Source organism: Psychrobacter sp. APC 3279, assembly GCF_030407795.1.
Taxonomy (GTDB): Bacteria; Pseudomonadota; Gammaproteobacteria; order Pseudomonadales; family Moraxellaceae; genus Psychrobacter.
The window spans coordinates 22,696-47,105 of record NZ_JASDCR010000003.1 but is presented as its reverse complement, the minus strand read 5'-3'; the positions used below and the strand labels follow the sequence as shown (position 1 = coordinate 47,105).

Here is a 24,410-nt window from a genome sequence, read left to right as displayed (position 1 = left end):
AGCTGGCTGTCATTATAGGGATTGGCATGAGCGTAAGCACGATTTGATTACGGTCTAAATGCTGCCTGAGTGCTGCGTATTATAACAAACCCTTGATATAAGTCAGTGCAAGTTCGTTATAAGTTACGCGAGTCATACTGTCGTAGCAGCGATATATACAGCTGTATTTTTAGATGTGACTACATTCACCTAGCGATATTTAGACAAATTTTTTTACCGTTTTTTGGTTTTTATTCCTATACAATCACGTTATGGCTGACAAACATGATTAGCCTGATAGTTTGGCGATAAATAGCCAATGTATGCTTGAATACATGTATGCAAAACAGCTTATAACTCTAATATTATTGATGATAAAGGATCTCTCATGCCTACCGATATACGTCCAACCACAGGTCAAGAAGCGCTTGAGCTTTTAAAAGCAGGTAATGCACGCTACGTTGATAGCCTCACCAGTACCGATGAGTATATGCAGCGCCGTCCAGAGTTGGTCAAGGATCAAAATCCATTGGCTATTATTTTGGGTTGTTCAGATGCACGAGTACCAGTTGAGATTGTTTTTGATCAAGGTTTGGGAGATTTGTTTGTTATACGAGTCGCAGGTAACGTGGTTGCACCATCGCAGATTGGTTCAATCGAGTTTGCAGCTGAAGCCTTTGGTACGCAATTGGTAGTGGTACTTGGACATTCAAAATGTGGCGCTGTCACGGCTTGCGTTGAGACATTGATTAACCCTGAGCAGAACTATTCACCTAACTTGCAATCTATCGTTGATCGTATTCGTCCAAGCGTTTATAACTTGCACGAACTAGCAACCGCCAATGGTCAAGACGTCGATGCAGACGAGCTGGTCGATCGCTCAATCCGAGCTAACGTACGTATGTCAGTCAGTCAACTAAAGCATGGCTCACGTGCATTAGAGGACTTAACCAATAGTGGGCAGCTATTGGTAGTCGGTGCTGAGTATGATCTCGAGACAGGAAAAGTGCGTTTTTTAGATAGCTAGTCAGTCTTAGATAGCTTCAGACAACTAGCTAGTTAGGGCATACAGACGAACACACCTTGTTCATATTCTTACAAAACCCTATCAGTTATTTCGCCATTTTTTATTATGATAAGAGAACGACGCAAATCACGACAATCGTGACTTGCGTATTTATACATTTATTTTTTGAATTATATTAGGATAATTATGTCTACTTCATCTAACAACAATAACCACGCAATAGACCAGCCTGCTAGCAGCGTTAATACTGATGGTGTTCAGCCAATTTCGTCACAGACGACCGGTTTTACTTTTAACCACACCATGCTGCGTGTTAAAGACCCTGTTAAATCGCTAGCGTTTTACACTGGCGTCTTGGGCATGACCTTGCTTGCTGTTAAGAAGTTTCCTGACATGGGATTCGATTTATATTTCTTGGCTAAGTTGACCGAGAGCGAGCGCGAAAACTTGCCAACTGGCGATGATCTAGAAATTTTCGCTTTCCGTCAACGTGGTATTTTGGAGTTGACACACAACTACGGTACCGAGACAAAAGCTGACTTTAGCTATCATGATGGCAATCAAGATCCACAAGGTTTTGGTCATATTTGTTTTAGCGTTCCAAGCTTGGATGAAGCGGTTGCTTGGTTCGATAAAAACAACGTCGAATTCAAAAAACGTCCAGAAGATGGCAGCATGAAAAACATTGCCTTTATCAAAGATGTGGACGGCTACTGGATCGAAATCGTACAGGCCAATTTGATGGGCTAAGTAACAGAACGACAGCCCCTATTAAGATAAGTGCGCTAATAGAAATAAATAGAATAAAGGAGTATCACCCATATGCCTACCTCTGAGGCAGACACGACACTGAGTGCTGAGACAGCTGCGCAGGCTACGACGACAGATGGATTGACCTATCAAAGCATCCTTGGTTCGGCAAATGAGATATGGATTGGCTTTGTTGAACGCATCCCATATTTTGTCGCATCAATTATCGTTATCCTAATTTTTTGGTTTTTATCGATTGTCTTTAAAAAAATCGTTCACAAATTATTAGGTAGTCGTAGTCGGCATCAGAACTTGGTTAAAGTGTTTCAGCGGGTAGGCGGGGCGCTTATTTTCTTTATTGGCTTTATGATAGCGATGGTTATTGCAGTACCGGGGTTCACCCCTGCTAAGTTGATTGGCGCGCTCGGTATTGGTTCTGTGGCTATCGGTTTTGCTTTTAAGGATATCTTCCAAAATTTGCTCTCTGGTATTTTGCTGCTGATTTCAGAGCCATTTCGTATCGGTGATCAAATCGTTTCAGGCGACTATGAAGGAACAGTCGAAGATATCAAAATCCGTGCAACCACCATCAAGACTTATGATGGCAGGCAAGTGGTGATTCCAAACTCAGATCTCTATACTTCAGCATTGACTGTCAATACCGCTTATAAGCAGCGCCGTCTACAAGTCGCAGTTGGTATCGGTTATGAAGATGATATCGAAGCGGCCAAAGCTGAAATTATAAAAGCGCTAGATAAGATAGAGAGCGTCTCAAAGAAAGCAACGCCAAGTGTGATCGCTACTGGTTTTGGTGGTTCATCCATTGATCTAATGGTACGCTGGTTCATCGAAGATGGTACGCAAGCCAATAAGGTTGCCTCGATTCATCAAGTAATTGTAGGTATCAAAACCTCATTGGATGCAGCGGGCGTAAATATTCCATTCCCAATACGTACGATCGATTTGAGTGATCCTTCAGTAAGTGCAATCGTTAATAAAATGAACGAGCAACAAGACGCTGTGGATGTGAATAAGACAGTGGCAGAGTAGCGCGCTCAGTGAAATGTTTATTTAGTTTCGAAACCTTAATTCCCACAATAGTTAGAAAATTAAAAAACCGCCATATCAATTGATATGGCGGTTTTTATACGTGTCTACTTGCTATAAATGTAGAGGCTTATTCGTCTTTTGCTCTAAAGTCGGTATGGCACGATTTACAGCTTGCACCAACTTGTCCAAAGGCAGGTTTAACATCGTCCATACTAGTGGCATTTTGAGCGGCGGCGTTTAGCTCAGCAGTGACTTTTTGAAAGTTTTCAGCTTCAGCACTGAATCCATCAGCATTAGACCAAACCGCTTCGGTTGCATTACCTACCGCTTCTGAATCTTCAAAATGACTCCAAGGCTTGGCGGCATCTTCCGCCAAGAACGCCGCTTGCTCTTTAAATACATCGGCATCAAATGTGTCAGGTGCTTTTGCCATATCACCCATAACGCCCATTGCATCGCCCCAGTTTTTCATGGCGTCTTGACGCGCTTGCACGTCAGGGTTAGATCCTGTTGAGGTGCTACAGGCCGTTAGACCCAGTGCAGCCGCTATCAAAGTAACGCTAAACAGAGATTTGAAAGATTTGTTGGTATGAACCTGTGCCATATGACTTACTCCTTTAAACTTGGCTAATAGTAAGCGCGATTATAAACGCTCGCTTTGACTTAAAATATAGTTATACAAAATACTGCCTAAAATTCTTCTGAGCACAGTTGCTAATAAAGAACGTCTTCTATTGTAACGGTTATCTGCGCGATGGGAATTATATAGTTGTTATATCCTCGTAATATTTTAAATAAGCATACCTTAACTTGGTTGTGTGTGCTTAAGGTTGATTGCGATAATTGTATAGTAGCTGCACAACGTATTTCTGTACGATAACAACGTGAGAATGGTTCATTTGGATAGTACTGACAATAAAAAAGGCCAGCGAATAGTAGCTGACCTTTTTAATATTTTCCAAAAATATGAATGCTGTGATATTTACGAAACTTATAGTGCTAACCAATCACGCGGTTTTAGATAATAATCGGTCAACTCAAATTCAGGCGTTCCTTCAGCAGGCTCAAAACGATAATGCCAACTGGCAAGCGGTGGCATACTGACTAGGATGGATTCAATACGTCCGTTGCTTTGTAGTCCAAATAGCGTGCCACGATCGTAGACCAGATTGTATTCGACGTAGCGGCCACGGCGATAGAGCTGAAACTCGCGCTGCGCTTCAGTATAAGGCGTATTTTTACGTTGTTCAAAAATCGGCATGATACCGTCAAGATAACCGTTGCCAACTGCTTTCATAAAGTTAAAGCAAGTCTCAAAGTCCCAACCACGACTTTCAGTACTGACGTCATCATAAAACAAACCACCAATGCCGCGCTGCTCATCACGATGGCGCAGATGGAAATACTCGTCACACCACTGTTTAAAATCAGCGTAAATATTGTCTCCAAAAGGTGCACATAGATCATGACAGACTTGATGCCAGTGTACACAATCAGCGAGTACCGGATAGAATGGCGTTAAGTCAAAACCACCGCCAAACCACCAGATAGGTGCTTCACCTTCCGCTTCTGCTACGAATAAACGCACATTGGCATGGCTCGTAGGCACGTTTGGATTTTTGGGATGGACAACCAGTGACACGCCCATTGCTTGGGCTTTACGCCCAGCGATATTAGGATGACGCGCGGTCGCAGAAGCAGGGAGGTTATGTACATGAATATGACTAAACATGACGCCCGCTTTTTCGATGACCTCGCCATCTGCCAATACACACGACCGACCACCGCCGCCTTCAGGACGTTCCCAGTCATCAGGTACAAAGGTCGCATACTCGTTGTCATTAGTGCTGCCGTCACGCTCTTGTGCTTCTAGCGATTCACAGATACGTGCTTGTAAATCAACCAAAAACTCACGCACTCGCATGATGTCGTTATTGGTTGGCGTCGTCACGGACGCTACCGTTGATAAGTCTGTTTCGTTATTTGTATTTGTAATACTCATAAGATATCTATTTATTCAGGTGTATGGCGGTATTAAGGTCTGTATCGAGAGAAGCGTCTATATCAAGATTGATATTTTTATCAAACAAGTGGCCCATGCGATCACGTTTGGTTGCTAGATATTCCGCATTCATATCATTGACACCAACCAACAATGGCACCCGTTCAACAACATCAATACCATGCTCAGTCAGATAAGCGACTTTGTTTGGATTGTTGGTAATGAGCCTGACAGCGTCAACACCGACATGGGCAAGCATCGGACCACACATATCATAGATACGCGCATCGGCAGGCAAGCCCAACATGAGATTAGCATCCAACGTATCATGCCCTTGATCTTGGAGGGCATACGCACGAATCTTATTGGTCAAACCAATACCGCGGCCTTCTTGACGCAAATACAAAATTGCACCGCAACCGGACTCTTGGATAGCTTGCATGGCAGTATTGAGCTGTGGACCACAGTCGCATTTCAATGAGCTAAACGCGTCGCCTGTCAGACATTCAGAATGAATACGAATGAGCGGTACTTGCTTCGCTATCGATTCGTTCTTTTGGTTCAATATCGTGTCGTTTGAGGATTGGCTAGCCATGACATCTGTCTGTTGATCGACCACATCTAGACCAACCGTCAGCATGACATGCTCTTGACCTTCGCTATTTTCAAAGATATGAATATCAAACTCGCCGTGACGAGTGGGTAATTTGGCACTAGTGATAAATTGATATGACATTGCTGTCCTACATAAGCCTAAAGTCGTGGCGGTGAAAAGTATGTTATTGCTGTTTGAAACGAGCACTGTTTGAGTCGGTTACTGTTCGAGATAACTATTGTTCGAGATAACTACTGTTTTCGAAATAACTATTAGTTGAGATGAGCATGTCACCTAAACTTTGCTGCTAAGATTAAGATGATACCAGTATAACCTGTTCATAAAGACAGCGTGCTCATTGTATTTTTTATAAAAACACACAAAGTTCACAGACGACGCACGATGATTAAAGCGACAATTAAAAAAAAATGCTATTATGCCATACTATTTTGACGGATACAGTGACAAGTCTTTACCCTTACATTACTATGTCGTCACTAACATCCGCTATTGATGCAAAATAATAGGGCATAATGTCACCCCTCAGTAGTCAATAGTATAAAAGCATCAATATTTTGATATCAAAACGTTGGTATTGACGCGCAGTCTATTGTGCTAGCGTGTGTACTGTCGTAAGTAGCGCAGCTATACAAATACGAAAGTTGCATGAATAATTATATGGTCGATTACATCAATGATGATGTAGGTATTATTGACGTCTTTTGATTATAGTCACCGCTATATTTTAAAGACACGTCTTGTCAGCAGATTGGTAGGTATCGTACGGTTTATGCAGCAGTCACCTCATTCTCCAAAGTCTCAGTCCCTATCTACATCAGTGCTGGATTCTGCTGCTCAGCTATCGAGCTTACAGCAGACCTATACTGTGATTCCACGTGTGCGTCCTCATACGCCATTGCTTGATGCAATTGATACACCCACTGACCTCAGCACGCTTTCGGCTGCCAAGCTTATTACGCTGGCTGATGAATTGCGCCTTTTTCTATTGTATTCAGCTGGTCAGAGCGGTGGGCATTTTGGTGCCAATTTGGGCGTGGTTGAGCTGACCATAGTATTGCATTATTTGTTAGAGACGCCGCAAGATCAAATCGTCTGGGACGTGGGTCATCAGGCTTATGCTCATAAAGTACTGACAGGTCGCCGTGAGCAGCTAGGTACTATCAGATCTAAAGACGGTCTGACGGCATTTCCCGAGCGCGCAGAGTCTGTCTACGATACATTTGGCGTTGGGCATTCATCGACCTCTATCTCAGCTGGTCTGGGCATGAGCCTCGCATTGCGTTATCAAGGCCGCGAGCAAACGGTTGCTTGCATCATCGGTGATGGCGCAATGACAGGCGGTATGGCATTTGAAGCCATGAATGACGCAGTACAGCAAAATGCTGATTTGCTAGTCATTCTAAACGACAATGATATGTCGATATCTTGCTCTATTGGCGGATTTTCACGACATCTAGCGATGCTTTGGGAATCAGGTTATCAAGTTGATATCTCTGAGTCAGGTGAGCCAGTACTCTGTCACCGTCCTGATATGCAAGCGTTCGATCGCCGCAAACGTCATAAAGAGATGCGTGATGTTCCGCAGCTAGAAGACAACTTATTCAAAGCCATTGGTTTTACCTATTTTGGTCCATTTGATGGGCATAATATTCCTGAGCTATTGCGTGTATTGTCATTGGCAAAGCAAGTATCAGGTCCCGTATTGGTGCATATCTATACCACTAAGGGTAAAGGGTTTGCACCCGCAGAATTGGATCCAGTGGGTTATCACGCAATTAGTAAGTTGCCTGTCGAAGATAACGAAGCAAAAACCAACGCAGCTAATACTTCAATAGCAAAGGCTTCAAAAGATAAGCCAGCGTTAAAATATTCGCAAGTGTTTGGCCAGTTCTTATGTGATAAAGCGGCCGAAGACGATAAGCTACTAGCTGTCACCCCTGCCATGGAAGAAGGCTCAGGGATGACGGACTTTGCTCGTCACTTTCCAGAGCGTTTCTTTGATGTGGCCATTGCTGAGCAACATGCTGTCACGCTAGCGGCTGGGATGGCAACTCAGGGTGTCAAACCTATTGTTGCAATTTACTCAACGTTCCTGCAGCGTGGATATGATCAGCTGATTCATGACGTTGCGTTGCAGAATTTAGACGTAATGTTTGCCATAGATCGAGCGGGCCTAGTCGGTGAAGACGGTGCGACGCATGCTGGCGTGTTTGATTTTGGATTTTTACGTTGTGTGCCTAATATGGTGATTGCAGCGCCAAAAGATGAGAACGAATGCTACCATTTGCTCAATACTTGCTATGAATATCCAGGCTGTACGGCGGTACGTTATCCGCGTGGTACAGGCACAGGTGCTGATATTAAGCAGCCAGCCCAAAATTATAAAGTTGGTGAAGCGGTTGTTGAGTCAGTATTAGGTAAAGCTGATGCACCTTACAAATTGACACTATTGGCCTTTGGTACGATGGTAGCAACTGCTCAGCAAGCAGCAGAAACCCTAATAAATAACGATGCAGCGTTAGATTGCCAGATACAGGTGGTTAATATGCGCTGGGTAAAACCGCTCGATACGGTAATGCTTGAGACGCTATTAGCACAAGAGGTCACTCATATAGCCACCCTAGAAGAGCATATGATTATGGGCGGCGCGGGTAGTGCAGTGAATGAGTATTTACTCAATGAATCGGCTGCCTTTAAGCAAAGTCGTCCAGCTATTGCTAATATCGGTATTCCTGATCGTTTTATTGCTCATGGCTCTCAAGCAGAGCAATTGGCTGACTGTGGTTTAGATGTCGAGGGCGTAATCAAACAGCTTAGAACGCTCTTATTTTAAGCAATGTTTTTAACGTTACAATATTATTTTAAAAAATTAATGCGTTAAAAAGGCATGAATTAAAACTGATATAAGCTCCTTAAACGGAGCAAACGCCTGCTAGCCGCAGGTGCTAACTTTTTTACAACTTGCGCAGTTTAGATGATCGCCAAAGTACTGGCTTGGTCAGCGTAACGGTTTTTTCGTTTTTATCGAACAATTTTAGTATAATGCGGGTGTCTTTTATAAGTTTTCGTTTATAAAAGACACGTTTTTAATCGCATAGATGTGGTGTGATGCGGCGGCTGTTTGGCATGTTGTGGGCACAAAGTTAGTCTTATTTTTTATATTCATTCATCAAGCAAATAGGTTATTTATGGAACCCATGGTCGTCATCGCAGCGCGTACTGCTGAAAAAGTTGGTAAAGAGATTTTATATGCGCATCAAAACCGCCACAAAATCGAATTAGATATTGAGTCTAAAGGACTTGATGGTTTGGTTACCCGCATTGATCGCTTTAGCGAAGAGCTCACGATTGAGACGTTAAAGGCCAGCTATCCTAATCATTCATTTTTGGGTGAAGAGTTCGGTATGCAAGAAGGCCGCGGCGAAGATGCTGACTGGTGCTGGATTATCGATCCACTAGATGGCACTAAGAACTTTGTCCACGGTGTACCGCAGTTCTGCGTATCTATCGCAGTTCAGCACAAAGGCGTTACCCAACACGGTGTGGTTTATGACCCAGTACGTGATGAGATGTTCTCAGCGAGCCGCGGTAAAGGCGCGCGCTTGAACAATCGCCGTATGCAAGTGAGCGAGCGCAAAACCATTGATGGCGGTTTCTTTACGACCGGTCATCCGCTTGAGCGTAAGCGCAATGGCGAAGTTATCTCTTATGCCAAACAGCACTTTGAGAGCTTACAGAAGATATCTGAGGCAGGTGGTCAGGTACGTCGTATGGGTTCAGCTGCGCTTGACTTGTGCTATGTTGCCGCTGGCCGTTTTGACGGTTATTTTGAGATGTCTATCAAGCCTTGGGACATCGCTGCGGGCGAGCTTATCGTAACTGAAGCACGCGGTGTGGTGGTTGATCATACTGGCGCGCACAACTCTATGACATCAGGCTCTATCTTTGCTTGTAATGTGAAATTGCTTAAGCCATTGATGCAGACGGTTGTACCAATCTGGGGTGACGCAATCTAAACGTTAATCTTAATGGTATTAACGTTTAGCGCTTTCAGGATTTAGATGTGGTTAGTGTCTAGATTGAGCATGAATGAAAAAAGCTGGTTCCGTTATGGAGCCAGCTTTTTTGTTTTATCATTACCCTTATTGCCAGCTTTATCTTCAACGGTAATACCTTTGAATGCTAGCTCCTTACTGGTAGTTTCTAGTAGCTGCAACTCTTCTTCTATCAGCATCAGCATATCTTGTACGCGAGGTAATGCCTTGCTACAAGCGGTAATACCAAACTCAATCTTATCTAGATAACTGGCTAAAGTGATATTCATCGCTTGACCATTAAAGACGATAGAAGCGGGGTACAGTGATTGCAAACGAGCACCATTCCAGTACAGTGGTTTTTCAGAACCAGGTACGTTGGAGATAATCAGATTAAATGCCTGCTTTCTAGGAAATAATCCTGTCGCCAAATTGATGCCTTGCCACGCGTAGGAGACGATACTGTAGTTAATGACCTGCGCTTGGTTCATGCGGCGAAAGCGACGTTTGCCATGATTCATACTACGATGGATAAGCTCTATCCTGCGCAGTGGATTGTCCAAATGCGTACCCAAATTTGCCAATACAAATGACAGCTGATTGCCCGAGATACTGTTATCAGTACGCAGTGACATCGGTACAAACGCAATCAACGGTTTGCTTGGTAGTGCATCCATTGAGATTAGATAACGACGAATAGCACCCGCACAGACCGCCAGTACCACATCGTTCCTGCTAATTTTGAGCCTTTCAGCGATATCGTTAAACCGTTTTATATCATAAGACTGTGCAGCTATACGTCGTGAAGCTGATATACGTTTATTCAAGATACTCATCGGTGCGTCAAAAGTACCGACGTACCCTTCATCACCATAGTTTTTCACATTATCTAGCAGTTCTGTAAATACAGGTTTGATGGTAGATATCTGCTCTTTTATGATGCCTCTGATAGATCGTTCGGCAGGTAGTATAGCGTTTACTTGGTTACGATGGCGCGCCATCAATGACCAGACAGGGAGAGTAACTGGCTCGGTTGGCGATTGAGATAAGGATTTTTGAACCAAACGCATCGCCGCGATGCCATCAACCAAAGAGTGATGAATCTTAAAATACCACGCAAAACGTTCAGGTCCACCTTCGACTTCTGGCTGGATACCTTCGATAACATGACATTCCCACAAAGGCATGGCACGATCTAATAAACGTCCATGTTCTCTTGAGACGTACATCAATAGTTCACGTACGCGCCCAGGACTTGGTAGCGCGACATGATGCAAATGATGTTCGACATCAAAGTCTTTGTCTTTTTTCCAAAAGGCTAAATGCTCAAGTACCTGATTAAAAGGAAAGCTGGGCGGCACATCAGACTCTTGCATTTGTTTTACCAATTGATAGACAAAATCGCTATCCGCATTGTCTGGTAATTCAAATACAAACAGTCCACCAACATGCATGGGCTGTTTACGCGACTCAAGAAGTAGAAACAACTGGTCGACTGCTGTGAGAAGTCGCATAATAAATCCTTTTATGACGATAAGTGTTATGTGAAAATTATAATAAGTAGATATTCAATCAAATAACATTTTTTATTATTTTATAGAGCGTGTTAAGCAATTAACCATAGCACTGACAGCACTATACGTAAATACTCAACACGCTCTATTATGATATGTCATTTATACTTCAATTTATTGAAAGAAATACCCAGTCTGTGGTGAGCTGGCAGTAGCCATCTTACGCATAGGCATACGACCTGCCAAAAACGCAGCGCGACCTGCCCACATAGCATGTTTCATTGCATGTGCCATCATTACTGGATTTTGTGCATTGGCAATGGCTGAGTTCATCAGTACGCCATCACAGCCAAGCTCCATTGCAAGTGCAGCATCAGACGCAGTACCGACACCAGCGTCAACCAATACGGGTACTTTGGCATTTTCGATTATTAAGCTAAGTGTATGACGATTAAGTAGACCAAGTCCTGAACCAATCAAGCTGCCAAGCGGCATAATGGCGACACAGCCCATGCTTTCTAATTCTTGTGCGACGATAGGGTCATCTGACGTATAAACCATCACTTCAAAACCATCATCGATTAATACTTTGGCGGCTTTTAAGGTTTCCATAACGTTTGGATATAAGGTTTTCTCATCACCCAATACCTCAAGCTTAACCAAATTATGCCCACCCAATAACTCGCGAGCAAGCTTACAAGTGCGAATGGCTGTTTCGGCGTCAAAGCAGCCAGCAGTATTCGGTAATATCGTATATTTATCAGGTGAAATCACATCTAATAAGTTAGGCTCATCACTGTTTTGTCCAATATTGACACGGCGAATAGCAACGGTCACGATTTCGGCTGCTGAAGCGGCAATGGCTTCTCCAGTCTCTGTCATGTCTTTATACTTACCGGTACCGACTAACAGACGTGAAGAAAAGGTACGGCTACCGACAGTAAAGGTATCTTGTAAAAGTGGTGTTGGGTGAGTAGTGCTAACGTTCTCTGACATAACGGAAAATCCTAATATCGAGCGGGAGAAGGGACAGACAAAATATGATGGGTAATCTAAGCAATCTAAAAGGTGTAATAGACAATGGCAAGCGGTCTGCAAAAAAACCGCATGATATGCTAACTCTGATAGCAATAATATGTGCTAGGCGATAGGTATAAAGCGCCAGTCACATAAAATAATACCCGTCTAAAACAAAATGCTATTATAACAAACTCATGCAACCTTACTGGCAGTCTTTTTTGATTCGAACTGTTAAGGACAAGGCATCCATCATGTCTTGGCGTGCGTACTTCTTATCCTCTCCTCACTTACTGGGCCGTCTTTATGATGCAGTTGCCATACAGCTTTGCGAAACGCCATCAGATTTTGGCCATACTTGCGATAGATCCGGAATTGCCGCCAACATTGGTACTCACCAAAGCTACTCCGTTGTCAGCGATCAATGAAGCGGTACGGTTTTTACAGCAGCAAGGCATTCGCGGTGTACCCACTTACGAAAGCGTCAGCGCGGACGATTTTGAAAAACGTATGAACGCCGCTTATGCTGGCAATACAGGAGAGTCGCAGCACATTGCTGCTGGACTTGAAGACCATCCTGATCTCGATAGCTTGGCAGATAGCGTCCCTGAAACTGAAGACCTGATGGATCAACAGGATGATGCGCCTATCATACGCTTGATCAACGCCTTGTTGTCCGAAGCCATCCGTTTAAGCGCCTCAGATATTCATATTGAGACCTTTGAAAAGCGTTTGGTCGTCCGTTTCCGAGTTGATGGTGAGCTAAAAGAAATTATCACACCAAAACGCCAACTGGCTCCATTGTTGGTTTCGCGTATTAAGGTAATGGCTAAGTTAGATATCGCCGAAAAGCGAGTGCCGCAAGATGGTCGTATCAGTTTAAGACTGGCAGGGCGAGAGGTCGATGTGCGTGTATCGACTTTGCCCTCGAGCTTTGGTGAGCGGGTGGTGATGCGTCTATTAGACAAGCAAGCAGGTCGTTTGAATATGACATATTTGGGGCTTTCTGATAGTGACTACACTGAGCTAAAGCGCTTAATCCATCGTCCGCATGGTATTATTTTGGTAACAGGGCCGACTGGCTCGGGTAAAACTACCACGCTCTATTCGGCGCTGACTGATCTGAACGATCAAACCCGTAATATCTTGACTGCTGAAGACCCGATTGAGTTTCAGCTCGATGGTATTGGACAAACGCAGGTCAACAATAAAGTAGACATGACATTTGCTAAAAGTTTGCGTGCAATGCTCCGTCAAGATCCCGATGTAGTGATGGTTGGTGAAATTCGTGATTTAGAGACAGCAGAGATTGCCGTACAGGCATCTTTGACAGGGCATTTGGTACTATCGACACTGCATACCAACACGGCTATTGGCGCGGTCACTCGCTTACAGGACATGGGTGTTGAGCCGTTTCTGTTGTCGTCGTCGCTTATTGGCGTAGTAGCACAACGTTTGGTACGTACTTTATGTTCACATTGTCAAAGCTGGCAGGCTGCCGATACCGAGCAAGCCAAGCTATTTACCGAAATTGGCATTGGCTCAACGCTGAAAAGTGATATCAAAGATATAGTAAATGAGTCAATTCGCCTACCCAAGCCAGTAGGCTGCGATAAATGTAATCAGTCAGGGTTTAAAGGACGTACTGCTATATATGAAGTCGTGCCAATCGACGATACATTGCGCCGTATGATTCATAGCAATACGGCTGAGTATGAGCTAGAAGAGTATGCGCGCCAGCAAACACCGTCGATACGTGCAGATGGCTTACGTAAGGTCATAGAAGGGCGCACAACATTGGAGGAAGTGCTGCGAGTGACGAAGGAGAGTGCGTTAACTGATGACACGATATTGGTATAAATTTGCGAACTAGATACTGGTATAGCAGACAAAAAAATAACTGGCGTGGATAGCCAGTTATTTTAGTTTTAACGTTTTTCTTATTGTGAGGTTTTAGCGTTTTCAGCCGCTATTATTTTGCAGCCATACATTCAATCTCAACGCTTATCAAGCAGCCAGTTCTGATACGCCAAAAGCTGAGCGTACAAGATAAGGCTTTATCATCTCAGCTTTATAGACTTTGTTAAAATCATCAAAGTCATCCATATCAGTCAGCATGACCATACATTTAACGATATCAGACTTTCGGTAGCCATATTTTAATAGCGTGCTATGGATATTATCTAGCACTTGTTTGGTTTCAGCTTTGATACCGCCTTTGACCAGTTTGCCCTCTTTAAAGCCAATTTGTCCCGACATATATAATGTATTGCCCACGCGTACAGCCTCTGAAAAAGGATAAGTACCGCCATCGCCCAAGAAAGTAGGAGCAGACTTAGCAATGCTGACAGCCGTCGTTGTATTGGCATTAGCGCTATGAACAAAACCCAATGAGCACATAGTAGCTAGCGCTAGCGTAGATAGGCAAGTGCTAAGTTTGGACATACTGTTTCCCCATTGGGTTTATTATCAATTTTTATTGACTACTTGTTATCACTATTATTTTGAGTAGATGAGGCGTCGTTTTCTTCGATTGGTGCCTCGGTTTCAGTGTCATCTTCTGCAACTTTTTCAGACGTTTTACCTTGGCGGCGTGCCTCTAGCTCCGCTTTTGGTATCCATGCCCACGTCATCTCAACCACAATTGGATCGCGGTCACTATCAGATTCACGATCTTTGATGACACAAGGAATAACCATCTCACCTTTTGGTGTGTTTAGGATATCCAAACGCTGTTCATCAGACAAGCTTGCAATAGCAGCAATTTGACCTTTTTTGATTGGACGATGGAAATTTACCGAGTAAGATTTAATCAGCAGAATGCGATCAGAGGGTAAGTTTAAACCCAAAATAAACCCCGTAGCCGTCTCAGCCAGTAATGTGATGGCGACTGCATGAATAGAGCCGATATGGTTTTGGACGGCTTTATTGTTGTTTAAACTAACGACGACTTGGTTTGGTTCTACCGTTTCATAATAAATGCCAGTTGTACCGACATAGGGAACGACCTTGCCAAAGGCTTTAGATAAAATACTTGAGCGTGCACCAGCAGGCAGATATTTGGTGACTGATAACAGTTTGGTAAATTGATTACTAATTGGTTTTAGCGTGCTACTGGGTTTCTCAACTGAAGATTTTGTGCTGTCAGATACTTTGGCTGGCAGTTTATTGGTCAACTTGGCGGGTAGTTTTTTTAATAATCCTGACATACAAAATTCCTTAACGTAAATGAGTTGAATGACATTCTTAGCGTGGCTTTTTATGATAGCGACACAAATATAGGTTATAAAAATCGCTATAAATACTATGGTACATCAACCATTGCCTTCCTACTATTATTAGCATGAACTGCTGCGCTTACAAAACTATAGTAGCGTGGCTATGTTGCTAGGTTATGTCATCAATTTAGATCGCCACTTAAAGCAGCCTAGTCATCTTATATATCAGCATCATTTGGACATTGGGATTTTCAAATGATTGGTATAGTCAGTTCAATATAACTCAGATACAAGGAAGCTGAGTGGAGGTATTACAAGTAGTAAATTAAGCGAGACTGGCACCCTATCCAATTTATAGAGGGTTGACTATAGTTACCATGCCAATAGATAGCCACGTTATAATGACAAAATGTTAGCATGTCTATTTCAAACCTGTTCTCAATGCCGCTGGATAACGTTATGCCTGATATGTCTGCTCATGAACCGACCAATATTATTTATACGGGCGTTGCTGGTACAGGTAAAACCTATAGATTGCTGCAAATCGCGAAGCAATACACCGACTATCTACCCAAGGCTGAAAATGAAGACTTATTAGCACAGCTGCTGCAAGGTCTAAGCTGGCGCGAAGTATTGTGTCTGGTGTTTTTAGATTTACGTGCTGAACAACAGGATTTGTTAAAGGTACGAGAAATTATTGATCATCCTTTTTTTATGACCAAAGCTGCTCAGAACTCACGTGAGAAAAATCTGGACAGTACAGCTTGGCTAGAGTTACGCAGACATAGCCCTACGAACTCTCAAACAGTCAGTTTTGATAACCGTGCTAGCCAAGCTTATTTTGATAAAGACAATAGTGGATCATGGTATTTATTGCCAGAGAGTATGGTGCTACTAGAAGATTTATCGCAGCAATTAGCAGAGTTTCAGCAGGCACAGCGTGACAACCAAGCCCATCAAAATCAAAACATTGCTCAGCAACGCTTTAGTATGGTGAGCTTCCATCAAGCCTACGGTTATGAAGAGTTTGTAGAAGGTATACGGCCTGTCATGAGTGGCATCGCTCAAGCAAATAACAGCCCTTCTAATCAAACTCAAATGAGTTACGCGGTGCAAGATGGAGCATTCCTGAAGCTATGCCTACGCGCTGCCCGTGACCCTCAGCAGCGTTATGCCATGCTAATTGATGAGATTAACCGTGCTAACGTGTCACGGGTGTTTGGCGAGCTTCTCAGTTTGATAGAGCCTGATAAACGAGCGGGCAAGCCGAATGCAATGACAGTGAGTTTGGCATATTCTGGGCGTGCTTTTAGTGTGCCTGCCAATGTTGATATTTATGCCACTATGAATGTCCAAGACCATTCTTTAGCACCACTTGATATGGCATTACGCCGACGTTTTCGCTTTATTGATTGTCCGCCGCAGCCTAATTTACTATCGATAATTTATGACAGCAATGACATCGATACTGGACTGTCTGACGGTTCAGAAGCAGGTACGATAGATTTGAGTAAATTATTAATAGGTTTAAATAGACGTATCGTGCAGACATTGGGAGTAGAAGCGCAGTTGGGGCATGCGTTTTTGTTCGCAGTCACTCAGTTAGAGCAATTACAAACGGCTCTCGTTGAACAAATTATTCCTCAATTGGCTCAAGCAGCTGGTGGTCAAATTACGGTGCTGCAGTATATCTTTAGAGATGAGCAGCAACCGACGAGTAAGCAGTTCGTACAGGACAGTCAAGCATTGATGAATGACGACTTGTATCATCAGATGAACAGTCAAAACAATGCTTCCGCTGAACACCAAATGTTTGCAGGGCAGGGTTCTTTTCTTGGTCAGTCTATGAGTATGAATAGCTATACTATCAATGCCGATTTGATCGCTAGGGATGGTGAGTTTAATCATGCTACTATCTATCAGCGTTTGTACTAGCAGGGTAACTGTTCAGTGATAACAAATAATCCATATTACGCCAAAGAGCACGCTATTAGGGCAAACAGTCGCCAGACTCGAATCCCCAATAATAATGTCGCTACCATGAATGTTATCACCGTGTTTGAGCATCAACGTCTGACCGTGCATGATTTTTTGCACGCGTCTGACTTCGATTGGCTAATAGCGCAAGAGTTTGCAGCATTTACTATCAAGCGTAAGCAAGGCCAATGGCAGCTTAAGGTTGGGCACTATATTGGGATTATTCTCCTACCTAGTGGGATGACACTTGAGATATTGCCAAAACTCAATCAGTCTACTCAGTCTAGCGATATCGTCCAGACTCGTCATTGGGTACAGGGTATGCTATCGGATTTGATACATCTTGATGTGCATAACAATCGTAAGCTACCCAATACGAAAAATTTCGGTCAGTTTAGTTCCCAGTCCACTCCTTTACCGTTAAAAGAATTGCCCATATCAGACTGGCTGATTGAGCAGTTTTTGCAGCGTTTAATGGATTATCAACCAACCAAGCATTATCAGGCTCAGGTTGACAATCAGGTAGCACTGCAAGGTCGATTGCTAATTAAAGAACAACTGCGTCACAATAGTATGCAACCGCATAAGTTTATCTGTGAAAGTAGCGTATTAAGTCACGACATGTTGGCCAATCGATTGATTAAGAGTGCATTGGTTTACTTAATGCCTTTATTGCCCCAGCTTATTTCTTCAAAACTGTTGCAGCTATGGCAGCAGGTGTCTACGCTCAACAACCGCGAAATGCAGCAGGTAGCGTTAATATATGCTCAAGCAAAGCGTCAGCTAGACGTTCAACCACTCCAAAAGCAAAAATTGCACGCCGCGCAGCAGTTAGGAGACTTGGCATACTGGTTACTAAAACAGACGACAGCTGCGACAGGTAATGGTATTGATCCAAATAGACAAAACTGCTCTCAGCTAAGATTGTGTTTATTGATTGATATGAATCAAGCTTTTGAGCAATGGGCAAGTCAGCGTATTGCATCGATTTTTCAACAGATTAGTAGCAATTACCGTCCTTTTTATCAAACCCAAAGTGTCTGGCTAAACGATGCTGAAGGACTAGCGTGCTTGTCTATACGGCCTGATTTGCTGATATTTGAAACTGCCTCTGATGATTGCCAAAATCAGAACGATACAGCAGCTAGTCAAACTAAAGCCAAAAACAAAACCAAAGGTCGCTACAGTCATGTCATCGACATTAAGTGGAAGTACTTACCACATGCTGCTGCAATTAGTGCGAGCGACGCTTATCAATTGACCAGCTATGCACAAGCTTACTTGTCGGGGCAGGTCTGGTTGGTTTACCCAGTGCTAGGTAGTGATAGGCAGCCAGTAGCGCTCAAGCAGCAAACTCATTATGGTAGTAATGATAGCGACAGTAGCGATGATAATAAAAACAATGAATCAATTGATGCCCATTTATGGTTAATGCCGTTTGATGTTTTGACAGGTACGCTCAACGGTGAAGTACTGCCACATCTGGACAAAGCTTAATATCGTTATCAATGACAGCGCGAATGACTGACTGATTGATAGGTAAATAAGAAAAGGGTCTTGCTACCGTTATTTTGGCGAAATTGACGTAATTTTAAAAAAATTAGCGATTATTTGAAATTAATCGAAAATAGGTGTTGACACAATCGCCTTTACCCCTTAATATGTGCACCTCGATAGCGAGGAACATTAACAAGTTAGCGGCATTGCCAACAACGAGTTGATTAACAAACTATCGTGATAATAGAGAATTTCGGAGTGTGGCGCAGTTTGGTAGCGCATCTGGTTTGGGACCAGAGGGTCGTAGGTTCGAATCCTATCACTCCGACCATCTATTTTAAGAGCCTTACAGGCTTTTTTTTATGTATAACGGTTTAGTTTCTGATATAGTAAAATATATCGTAAAGTAAGCTTAGTATATAAAAGTCCTCTAAGAGCGCCTGTAGCTCAGCTGGATAGAGCATCTCCCTTCTAAGGAGGTGGCCGCAGGTTCGAATCCTGCCAGGCGCACCATTTAGCCTGCAAATCTTGCCTATTCTTTGGCAATAGTTATGGCGGTTGTAGCTCAGTTGGTAGAGCCCCGGGTTGTGATCTCGGTTGTCGTGGGTTCGAGTCCCATCAGTCGCCCCATATTTTATTTTGTATATATCTACATACAAATCATATCTTAATCTAAAAATATATCAGTAATAGCACTCGCCCTTGATGGCGATTTTTTTATGCCTATTCGATTTTATCTCTATATTACCTTTATAATATTAAACAGATTGAGTTTGATAGCACCTTCAATACTAGATAATCCCCCAAATTTTTATCATCATTTCCTGTAGGTTTTCCTTAAGGCCTAGCGTGACTGTGTCTACTCTATTATTGTTTAGTAATTCTAATAAGTAAATAGACATGACGTTTTAAATGCTGCATTATGCTTAAGTGTTATCACATCCATTGTATTTAATAATAATTATTTATTGGAGCAAGTATTGGTATAGAGGAAACTGACAGAAATCGTTATTAAGAATACTATTATTTTTTTAAGATGAATCGTTATTAATCTGCATTATTGAGGAATTGATTGATGGACGCACTGAGTGTATTGCTGCAAAACGTGCATTTATTTGAGACTAAGTATTATCGTCTAAATGGCACTGGCAATTGGTCTTATTCTATTACTAGAAAAGACACCATTTTATTTTACTTAGTAATGTCTGGCGGTTTTTGCATCGATGTCGGTAATGGTCTACGAGAAGCTCGCGCTGGCGACATGATCATGATTCCGAATGCGCACAAACATGTGAGTTATGCACTCAACCATCATGGCGATGTTGCTGAGTCGCTTGATGAGCTATTGAGCAATTGCACCGAGCGTACACTTGATATCGATGGCGATGGAGACCCCAATTCATCTTTGATACTGATCGAATGTAAGTATGACAAAGAGATGATTAATCCTCTGTTGTCGGTACTGCCACCGATATTACCTGAGCTCAATGATGCTGCTGACGGTCGGTTTGAAGTGATTGATGTAGAGATAAAGCTGCTAACATTAGAAGCTGAGCGTGAGCGTATGGGCAAAACGGCCGTAATCAATCATTGGGCGAGTATCATGATGATTGAGTGTTTGCGCGTCTATATCGAAAGCTTGCCTGAAGCCACAGAAAACTGGCTCAAAGCCATGAAGGATCCATTTTTGACCAAAGCGCTAGCCGCGATGCATGGGGCACCGAGTGAGAGCTGGACCATTCATCAGCTTGCCGAAGTAGCAGGGATGTCGCGTTCTAGCTTTGCACAGCGATTCAAAGACACCGTTGGCATGCCGCCACTGACTTATCTGATCGATTACCGCTTACGATTGGCGGCTCGTTATCTACGCTTACAGCAAAACAGTATTAGCCGTATCAGCGAGATGGTGGGCTACGCCTCAGATTCGACTTTTAGTCAGGCATTTAAACGTGTGTATGGTGTCTCGCCAAAAGCATACCGTCAGCAGTATCGACAGAATAATCTTGCATAGTTCTAGTTGCTGTTTATTTAAGTTATTTAAGTAGAATCTCAACGATAAGCGCTAGGGTCATCTATATGTCCTTAGCGCTTTTTTTTATTTGTGAATGCTTGTTATTTGTAGTTGTTGAACCACTCATATCTATAAGGCCTTTAGTAATTTGCTATGGCTATTTTAGTTAAGGGCAGCTGACATTGAGTCTGTGTTAAGGTACTATAGGTTGATGAGTCGTCGAGACAAAAGCGTTGGTACTATAACGCGTTATATGTCCTTATACGATAGGTATATAAAAGGATCGAGACGATGTTTATTTTCGCTGCTGATGGTATGTTATGACTGAACCGACCGCAAAGCTAAATGCAGGAAGCAATGGCCAACAAGAGGCTGGTGCAACTGCTAAAATAGAAAGTAATGTTAATAAAAACACTGCTATAGAGAACCCGCATGTCGGCAAAGATGCTCCGAAAAATGAGCCGGTAGAGACACCTGATAAGGCGGCATTATTGACGATGTTTACTTTGTCAGATATCGAGGCGGTAGCAACTGAAGCAGTAATATCTGAGTCATCTGATAGCCTTACAGTAGCTGCAAAACCTGTGGCTCAAGAAACCAATGTTGCTACGCAGCGTGTTGCGCTTTATCGTGCTCAGCATGAGCGTACTCGACTGTTATATATGGCATCTGCCAATACGCGTCCTACTTACTTAGTACAAACCTTGAAGCCGCAATTCGCAGAATATCAGCAATATTTACTTGCGCAGCAGCTTGATAAGCGTGGGTTGATGGATACGGATACGCTCGAAAGACTCTGGCAGCAGCTGCATGTGGTCGATGACATTATTGCAGATATCGTACGTCATATGCCTGCACAGCAGCCCGCCGGTTGGCAGCTGACGACTCAAGATGGTCGCAATCCATTGTGCTTTGCTACGGTCGGTAAGTTAAAGCACGGCAAGCCAATTCGCGACCAAGGTAGTCTCAACAGTTATGTACTTGGGCATTTTGGCGTGAGTAGCTTTACCTACGATCGAGGCTATTATATCGGTCATGTGGTTGGTTATTTATTCAGCTGTTATTATTGTGCCCATCTGTCGATCACTTATGGCGTCACAGCCCTTGGACAGCAAGTCGTGGCTGACTATGATTACGCCAGTCTTGAAACCCCGCATATGGTTAGATTATTACAAGGTCTTGACGGTTATTGCAAAAAACGCATTTATCAGTTGGCCGTTATTTGTGCGCGCTTGAGTGTTTTCGCGAGTGATAAACGTATTGAAAGAATGCTAATCGCTGAGGTCAATGACTTTGATAAAAAGCTACAGCAGCAGCATTTGGATGTCTTATTATTACAAGGTTTAATGCCTGATAGTAATGACTCAACGCCACTGCTCTAAGCGTTGAATGTCAAATTAATAAATTTCTATTAAGTCATAAATTATAACTGTCTACCTGTAAGCCTCTTAGGATATCTGTTGCCATGCCTGCCTATCATTTCAAAGCGCTTGACGACCATGGCGTTGTCCAAAAAGGCTTGCTAGAAGGGGACTCTGCGCGGCAAATTCGCCAGCAGCTGCGTGATAAGCAATGGACACCCGTTGAAGTCAATCCGGTCAATGACAGACAGAGTCAGAGCAAAAACCGCTACAAAAAACCGTCTGCATACGAGCTGGCATTGCTGACACGTCAGCTATCTGTGCTACTAGCAGCGGGTATCCCACTTGAGGAAACCTTGGCAGCGGTTGCTAAGCAATCCCCAAAGACTCATATCAAATCCCTGATGCTTGCAGTGCGTTCACATGTCTTAGAAGGGCTCAGCTTAGCACGTGCCCTGCAACAAGCCGCTAGCTTTCCACCGTTATATATCGCTACGATTGCTGCAGGTGAAAAATCTGGTCACCTCGATCTTATCCTCAATCAGCTAGCAGATTACACCGAAAACCGTTTTGCCCTCCAAAAGAAAATCCAAGGGGCTATGGTCTATCCAATTGTCCTGATGGTAATGGCAATTGCGGTAATTATGGGGCTGATGAGCTTCGTCGTGCCCAAAATTGTCAAAGTCTTTGAACAGTCTGAGCAAGCACTGCCTTTAATTACTCAAATCGTTCTCACGCTATCGAATATCATTACTCAGTGGTGGTGGTTAATATTACTGGTATTGGCAAGTACCGCATTTTTATTCTACCGTTTTGCCCAAACGCAAGCAGGTAAATTAACTATCGATAGCGTGGTGCTTAGATTGCCGATACTAGCTAGATTGTCCAAAGGTCTGAATGCCGCGCGGTTTGCCAGTACCCTTGCGATACTAGTACGATCAGGGGTGCCACTGATTGAGGCATTACATATTGGGGCTGCGGTCACAACCAATTTGCATATTCAAAAAACCATTATCACTGCGGCTGATAGGGTGACAGAAGGCTCTAGCTTGTCTAGCCAACTAGAGAAATCTACTTACTTTCCACCGATGATGGTACAGATGATAAAAAGTGGAGAAAACTCAGGCGAGCTTGAAAATATGCTGAGCCGTGCCGCCAATATGCAGGAGGCAGAAGCAACCAATTTTATCAGTACTTTATTATCACTACTTGAACCTCTAATGCTGGTGCTGATGGGCGTAGTAGTTATGATTATTGTGATGGCGGTTATGCTACCTATCGTTAATATGAACGATTTAGCAGGCTAGGTTCAGTCGCTAGCCTATGATTCATTATGCTATTCATATACAGACAGCTTTCCTATTTCAAAATTTCTATTTTAACTCTCTTTCACTCTACTCATATCACCTCACTTGCTTGCTAAGCCTTGGACTAGCTTTCTTAAGGTTTGCTTACTGTTGTATATTGTTGAACGAACGCTATTTTTGCTATGGCAAACATAAGCGCCGCGCTATAGTAAGCACGAATCAATAGTCATACAGTTGGTGTCATTCAATATTTAGCTTCGGCTGAAATAGCAAACTCAAACTAGGCGCAGCGCTGGATAAAAATAAAACCATGGTTTATAGTGACAATAGTTTCAGAACTCATTGATATATCATTGATGAGAGCCACAATAGAACGCCACTTTTACTATTTACATAACTGTGATGACCAAAGCGATGACTATGACTGACAAATTCCAAGTAAATATGACGCCAAAAAGTGTTATTCAGAATATGCAATCCCATTCAAATATTGTAACTGACCATAAGACCGCTTCTTCAGCTATGCGGCGCAGTGCGATAAAAAAGTCTGGTCAAGCAGGATTCACTCTTATCGAGATTATGGTCGTTATTGTGATCCTAGCCATTCTTGCTGGATTAGTGGTACCAAAAGTAGTTGGTCAAAGTGATAAGGCCCGTGTGAAAACAACTGAAACGGCGCTTGCCACTGTCTCAAATGCGTTAGATATGTATAAGGTTGATAACTCCCGCTATCCGACGACCGCTCAAGGGTTAGAGGCGCTTACGACACCGCCAGCTGATGCAAAAAACTATCCTGAAGGTGGGTATATTAAAGGTGGCTATCCGACCGATGGCTGGGAAAATGAGATGCAGTATGTTGCACCAGGTAGTGAAGGGCGACCTTACGATTTATTTTCGTTAGGTGCTGATGGTCAACAAGGTGGTGAAGGTCAAGATGCGGATCTTTATGCTCAGTTATAAAGCTTAGTAACAGACGTATAGTGAACAAATTCTGATACTGATATAGCTTTGTAGAATGAAATATTCGTTCATCCATGCACTTTCAACAAT

The 24,410-nt window shown here is 43.1% G+C and carries 19 protein-coding genes and 3 tRNA genes; 15 read left to right on the top strand and 7 right to left on the bottom strand.

What is annotated here, in order from left to right; genetic code table 11:
- Positions 1-367: 367 nt before the first annotated feature.
- The 3 genes from QL898_RS02000 to QL898_RS01990 all read left to right on the top strand — a co-directional run bounded on the left by QL898_RS02000 (position 368) and on the right by QL898_RS01990 (position 2,806).
- The gene (locus tag QL898_RS02000) at positions 368-1,006 is read left to right on the top strand and encodes a carbonic anhydrase (protein WP_057758161.1); all 639 of its coding nucleotides are present in this window, start codon (positions 368-370) and stop codon (positions 1,004-1,006) included.
- 186 nt (positions 1,007-1,192) lie between these two features.
- Positions 1,193-1,756 carry a lactoylglutathione lyase gene (gloA, locus tag QL898_RS01995; RefSeq protein ID WP_290175613.1) on the top strand — a complete coding sequence of 188 codons (564 nt, stop codon included), beginning with the start codon at positions 1,193-1,195 and terminating at the stop codon, positions 1,754-1,756.
- A gap of 72 nt (positions 1,757-1,828) precedes the next feature.
- Complete coding sequence (locus QL898_RS01990) at positions 1,829-2,806, top strand: mechanosensitive ion channel domain-containing protein (RefSeq protein WP_290175612.1); 978 nt, start codon at positions 1,829-1,831, stop codon at positions 2,804-2,806.
- Positions 2,807-2,933: 127 nt separating this feature from the next.
- Here the strand turns inward: QL898_RS01990 and QL898_RS01985 are convergent, their stop codons facing one another.
- The 3 genes from QL898_RS01985 to ribA all read right to left on the bottom strand — a co-directional run bounded on the left by QL898_RS01985 (position 2,934) and on the right by ribA (position 5,544).
- Positions 2,934-3,410: a cytochrome c gene (locus tag QL898_RS01985; protein ID WP_290175611.1), complete on the bottom strand. Its 477-nt coding sequence runs from the start codon at positions 3,408-3,410 to the stop codon at positions 2,934-2,936.
- Between the two features lie 387 nt (positions 3,411-3,797).
- Positions 3,798-4,757: an oxygen-dependent coproporphyrinogen oxidase gene (hemF, locus tag QL898_RS01980; protein WP_201568599.1), complete on the bottom strand. Its 960-nt coding sequence runs from the start codon at positions 4,755-4,757 to the stop codon at positions 3,798-3,800.
- A 58-nt stretch (positions 4,758-4,815) separates the two neighbouring features.
- Positions 4,816-5,544, bottom strand: coding sequence for a GTP cyclohydrolase II (ribA, locus tag QL898_RS01975; RefSeq protein ID WP_290175610.1), 729 nt, complete (start codon positions 5,542-5,544; stop codon positions 4,816-4,818).
- A 649-nt stretch (positions 5,545-6,193) separates the two neighbouring features.
- On the opposite strand from ribA, the gene dxs reads away from it, so the two are divergent.
- Both dxs and QL898_RS01965 read left to right on the top strand, forming a co-directional pair.
- Positions 6,194-8,257, top strand: coding sequence for a 1-deoxy-D-xylulose-5-phosphate synthase (gene dxs / locus QL898_RS01970; RefSeq protein ID WP_290175609.1), 2,064 nt, complete (start codon positions 6,194-6,196; stop codon positions 8,255-8,257).
- A 355-nt stretch (positions 8,258-8,612) separates the two neighbouring features.
- The gene (locus QL898_RS01965; RefSeq protein ID WP_057758174.1) at positions 8,613-9,440 is read left to right on the top strand and encodes an inositol monophosphatase family protein; all 828 of its coding nucleotides are present in this window, start codon (positions 8,613-8,615) and stop codon (positions 9,438-9,440) included.
- A 92-nt stretch (positions 9,441-9,532) separates the two neighbouring features.
- Here the strand turns inward: QL898_RS01965 and QL898_RS01960 are convergent, their stop codons facing one another.
- Positions 9,533-10,972, bottom strand: coding sequence for a wax ester/triacylglycerol synthase family O-acyltransferase (locus QL898_RS01960; protein ID WP_290175608.1), 1,440 nt, complete (start codon positions 10,970-10,972; stop codon positions 9,533-9,535).
- A gap of 174 nt (positions 10,973-11,146) precedes the next feature.
- Positions 11,147-11,968 carry a thiazole synthase gene (locus tag QL898_RS01955; RefSeq protein ID WP_101205496.1) on the bottom strand — a complete coding sequence of 274 codons (822 nt, stop codon included), beginning with the start codon at positions 11,966-11,968 and terminating at the stop codon, positions 11,147-11,149.
- Between the two features lie 327 nt (positions 11,969-12,295).
- Here QL898_RS01955 and gspE point away from each other — a divergent pair, with 327 nt between their 5' ends.
- On the top strand, positions 12,296-13,849 hold the full coding sequence (gspE, locus tag QL898_RS01950; RefSeq protein WP_290175607.1) for a type II secretion system ATPase GspE: 1,554 nt from the start codon (positions 12,296-12,298) through the stop codon (positions 13,847-13,849).
- A 147-nt stretch (positions 13,850-13,996) separates the two neighbouring features.
- Here the strand turns inward: gspE and QL898_RS01945 are convergent, their stop codons facing one another.
- The gene (locus QL898_RS01945) at positions 13,997-14,434 is read right to left on the bottom strand and encodes a Rid family hydrolase (protein ID WP_290175606.1); all 438 of its coding nucleotides are present in this window, start codon (positions 14,432-14,434) and stop codon (positions 13,997-13,999) included.
- A gap of 38 nt (positions 14,435-14,472) precedes the next feature.
- On the bottom strand, positions 14,473-15,198 hold the full coding sequence (locus QL898_RS01940) for a DUF4442 domain-containing protein (protein ID WP_290175605.1): 726 nt from the start codon (positions 15,196-15,198) through the stop codon (positions 14,473-14,475).
- A gap of 426 nt (positions 15,199-15,624) precedes the next feature.
- Between QL898_RS01940 and QL898_RS01935 the strand changes: the two genes are divergently transcribed.
- The 9 genes from QL898_RS01935 (at position 15,625) to gspG (ending at position 24,320) form a co-directional block, all read left to right on the top strand.
- Positions 15,625-17,142 (top strand): AAA family ATPase, encoded by a 1,518-nt coding sequence (locus QL898_RS01935; RefSeq protein WP_290175604.1) that lies wholly within the window; start codon positions 15,625-15,627, stop codon positions 17,140-17,142.
- Positions 17,143-17,247: 105 nt separating this feature from the next.
- Positions 17,248-18,681, top strand: a complete 1,434-nt coding sequence (locus QL898_RS01930; RefSeq protein WP_290175603.1) for a hypothetical protein — start codon at positions 17,248-17,250, stop codon at positions 18,679-18,681.
- Positions 18,682-18,935: 254 nt separating this feature from the next.
- A tRNA-Pro gene (locus QL898_RS01925) sits at positions 18,936-19,012 on the top strand.
- 105 nt (positions 19,013-19,117) lie between these two features.
- A tRNA-Arg gene (locus QL898_RS01920) sits at positions 19,118-19,194 on the top strand.
- 41 nt (positions 19,195-19,235) lie between these two features.
- A tRNA-His gene (locus QL898_RS01915) sits at positions 19,236-19,311 on the top strand.
- Between the two features lie 445 nt (positions 19,312-19,756).
- The gene (locus QL898_RS01910) at positions 19,757-20,692 is read left to right on the top strand and encodes an AraC family transcriptional regulator (protein WP_102094695.1); all 936 of its coding nucleotides are present in this window, start codon (positions 19,757-19,759) and stop codon (positions 20,690-20,692) included.
- A gap of 320 nt (positions 20,693-21,012) precedes the next feature.
- Complete coding sequence (locus QL898_RS01905; RefSeq protein ID WP_290175602.1) at positions 21,013-22,074, top strand: hypothetical protein; 1,062 nt, start codon at positions 21,013-21,015, stop codon at positions 22,072-22,074.
- Positions 22,075-22,157: 83 nt separating this feature from the next.
- Positions 22,158-23,360 carry a type II secretion system inner membrane protein GspF gene (gene gspF / locus QL898_RS01900; protein WP_057758190.1) on the top strand — a complete coding sequence of 401 codons (1,203 nt, stop codon included), beginning with the start codon at positions 22,158-22,160 and terminating at the stop codon, positions 23,358-23,360.
- Between the two features lie 522 nt (positions 23,361-23,882).
- On the top strand, positions 23,883-24,320 hold the full coding sequence (gene gspG / locus QL898_RS01895) for a type II secretion system major pseudopilin GspG (protein WP_102078113.1): 438 nt from the start codon (positions 23,883-23,885) through the stop codon (positions 24,318-24,320).
- The last annotated feature ends 90 nt before the right edge of the window (positions 24,321-24,410 follow it).

Bases quoted from the DNA above. Each gene is read 5' to 3' on its own strand.
- QL898_RS02000 (WP_057758161.1), top strand. From the start codon at position 368: ATGCCTACCGATATACGTCCAACCACAGGTCAAGAAGCGCTTGAGCTT.
- gloA (WP_290175613.1), top strand. From the start codon at position 1,193: ATGTCTACTTCATCTAACAACAATAACCACGCAATAGACCAGCCTGCT.
- QL898_RS01990 (WP_290175612.1), top strand. From the start codon at position 1,829: ATGCCTACCTCTGAGGCAGACACGACACTGAGTGCTGAGACAGCTGCG.
- QL898_RS01985 (WP_290175611.1), bottom strand. From the start codon at position 3,410: ATGGCACAGGTTCATACCAACAAATCTTTCAAATCTCTGTTTAGCGTT.
- ribA (WP_290175610.1), bottom strand. From the start codon at position 5,544: ATGTCATATCAATTTATCACTAGTGCCAAATTACCCACTCGTCACGGC.
- dxs (WP_290175609.1), top strand. From the start codon at position 6,194: ATGCAGCAGTCACCTCATTCTCCAAAGTCTCAGTCCCTATCTACATCA.
- QL898_RS01965 (WP_057758174.1), top strand. From the start codon at position 8,613: ATGGAACCCATGGTCGTCATCGCAGCGCGTACTGCTGAAAAAGTTGGT.
- QL898_RS01960 (WP_290175608.1), bottom strand. From the start codon at position 10,972: ATGCGACTTCTCACAGCAGTCGACCAGTTGTTTCTACTTCTTGAGTCG.
- QL898_RS01955 (WP_101205496.1), bottom strand. From the start codon at position 11,968: ATGTCAGAGAACGTTAGCACTACTCACCCAACACCACTTTTACAAGAT.
- gspE (WP_290175607.1), top strand. From the start codon at position 12,296: ATGATGCAGTTGCCATACAGCTTTGCGAAACGCCATCAGATTTTGGCC.
- QL898_RS01945 (WP_290175606.1), bottom strand. From the start codon at position 14,434: ATGTCCAAACTTAGCACTTGCCTATCTACGCTAGCGCTAGCTACTATG.
- QL898_RS01940 (WP_290175605.1), bottom strand. From the start codon at position 15,198: ATGTCAGGATTATTAAAAAAACTACCCGCCAAGTTGACCAATAAACTG.
- QL898_RS01935 (WP_290175604.1), top strand. From the start codon at position 15,625: ATGTCTATTTCAAACCTGTTCTCAATGCCGCTGGATAACGTTATGCCT.
- QL898_RS01930 (WP_290175603.1), top strand. From the start codon at position 17,248: ATGAATGTTATCACCGTGTTTGAGCATCAACGTCTGACCGTGCATGAT.
- QL898_RS01910 (WP_102094695.1), top strand. From the start codon at position 19,757: ATGGACGCACTGAGTGTATTGCTGCAAAACGTGCATTTATTTGAGACT.
- QL898_RS01905 (WP_290175602.1), top strand. From the start codon at position 21,013: ATGACTGAACCGACCGCAAAGCTAAATGCAGGAAGCAATGGCCAACAA.
- gspF (WP_057758190.1), top strand. From the start codon at position 22,158: ATGCCTGCCTATCATTTCAAAGCGCTTGACGACCATGGCGTTGTCCAA.
- gspG (WP_102078113.1), top strand. From the start codon at position 23,883: ATGCGGCGCAGTGCGATAAAAAAGTCTGGTCAAGCAGGATTCACTCTT.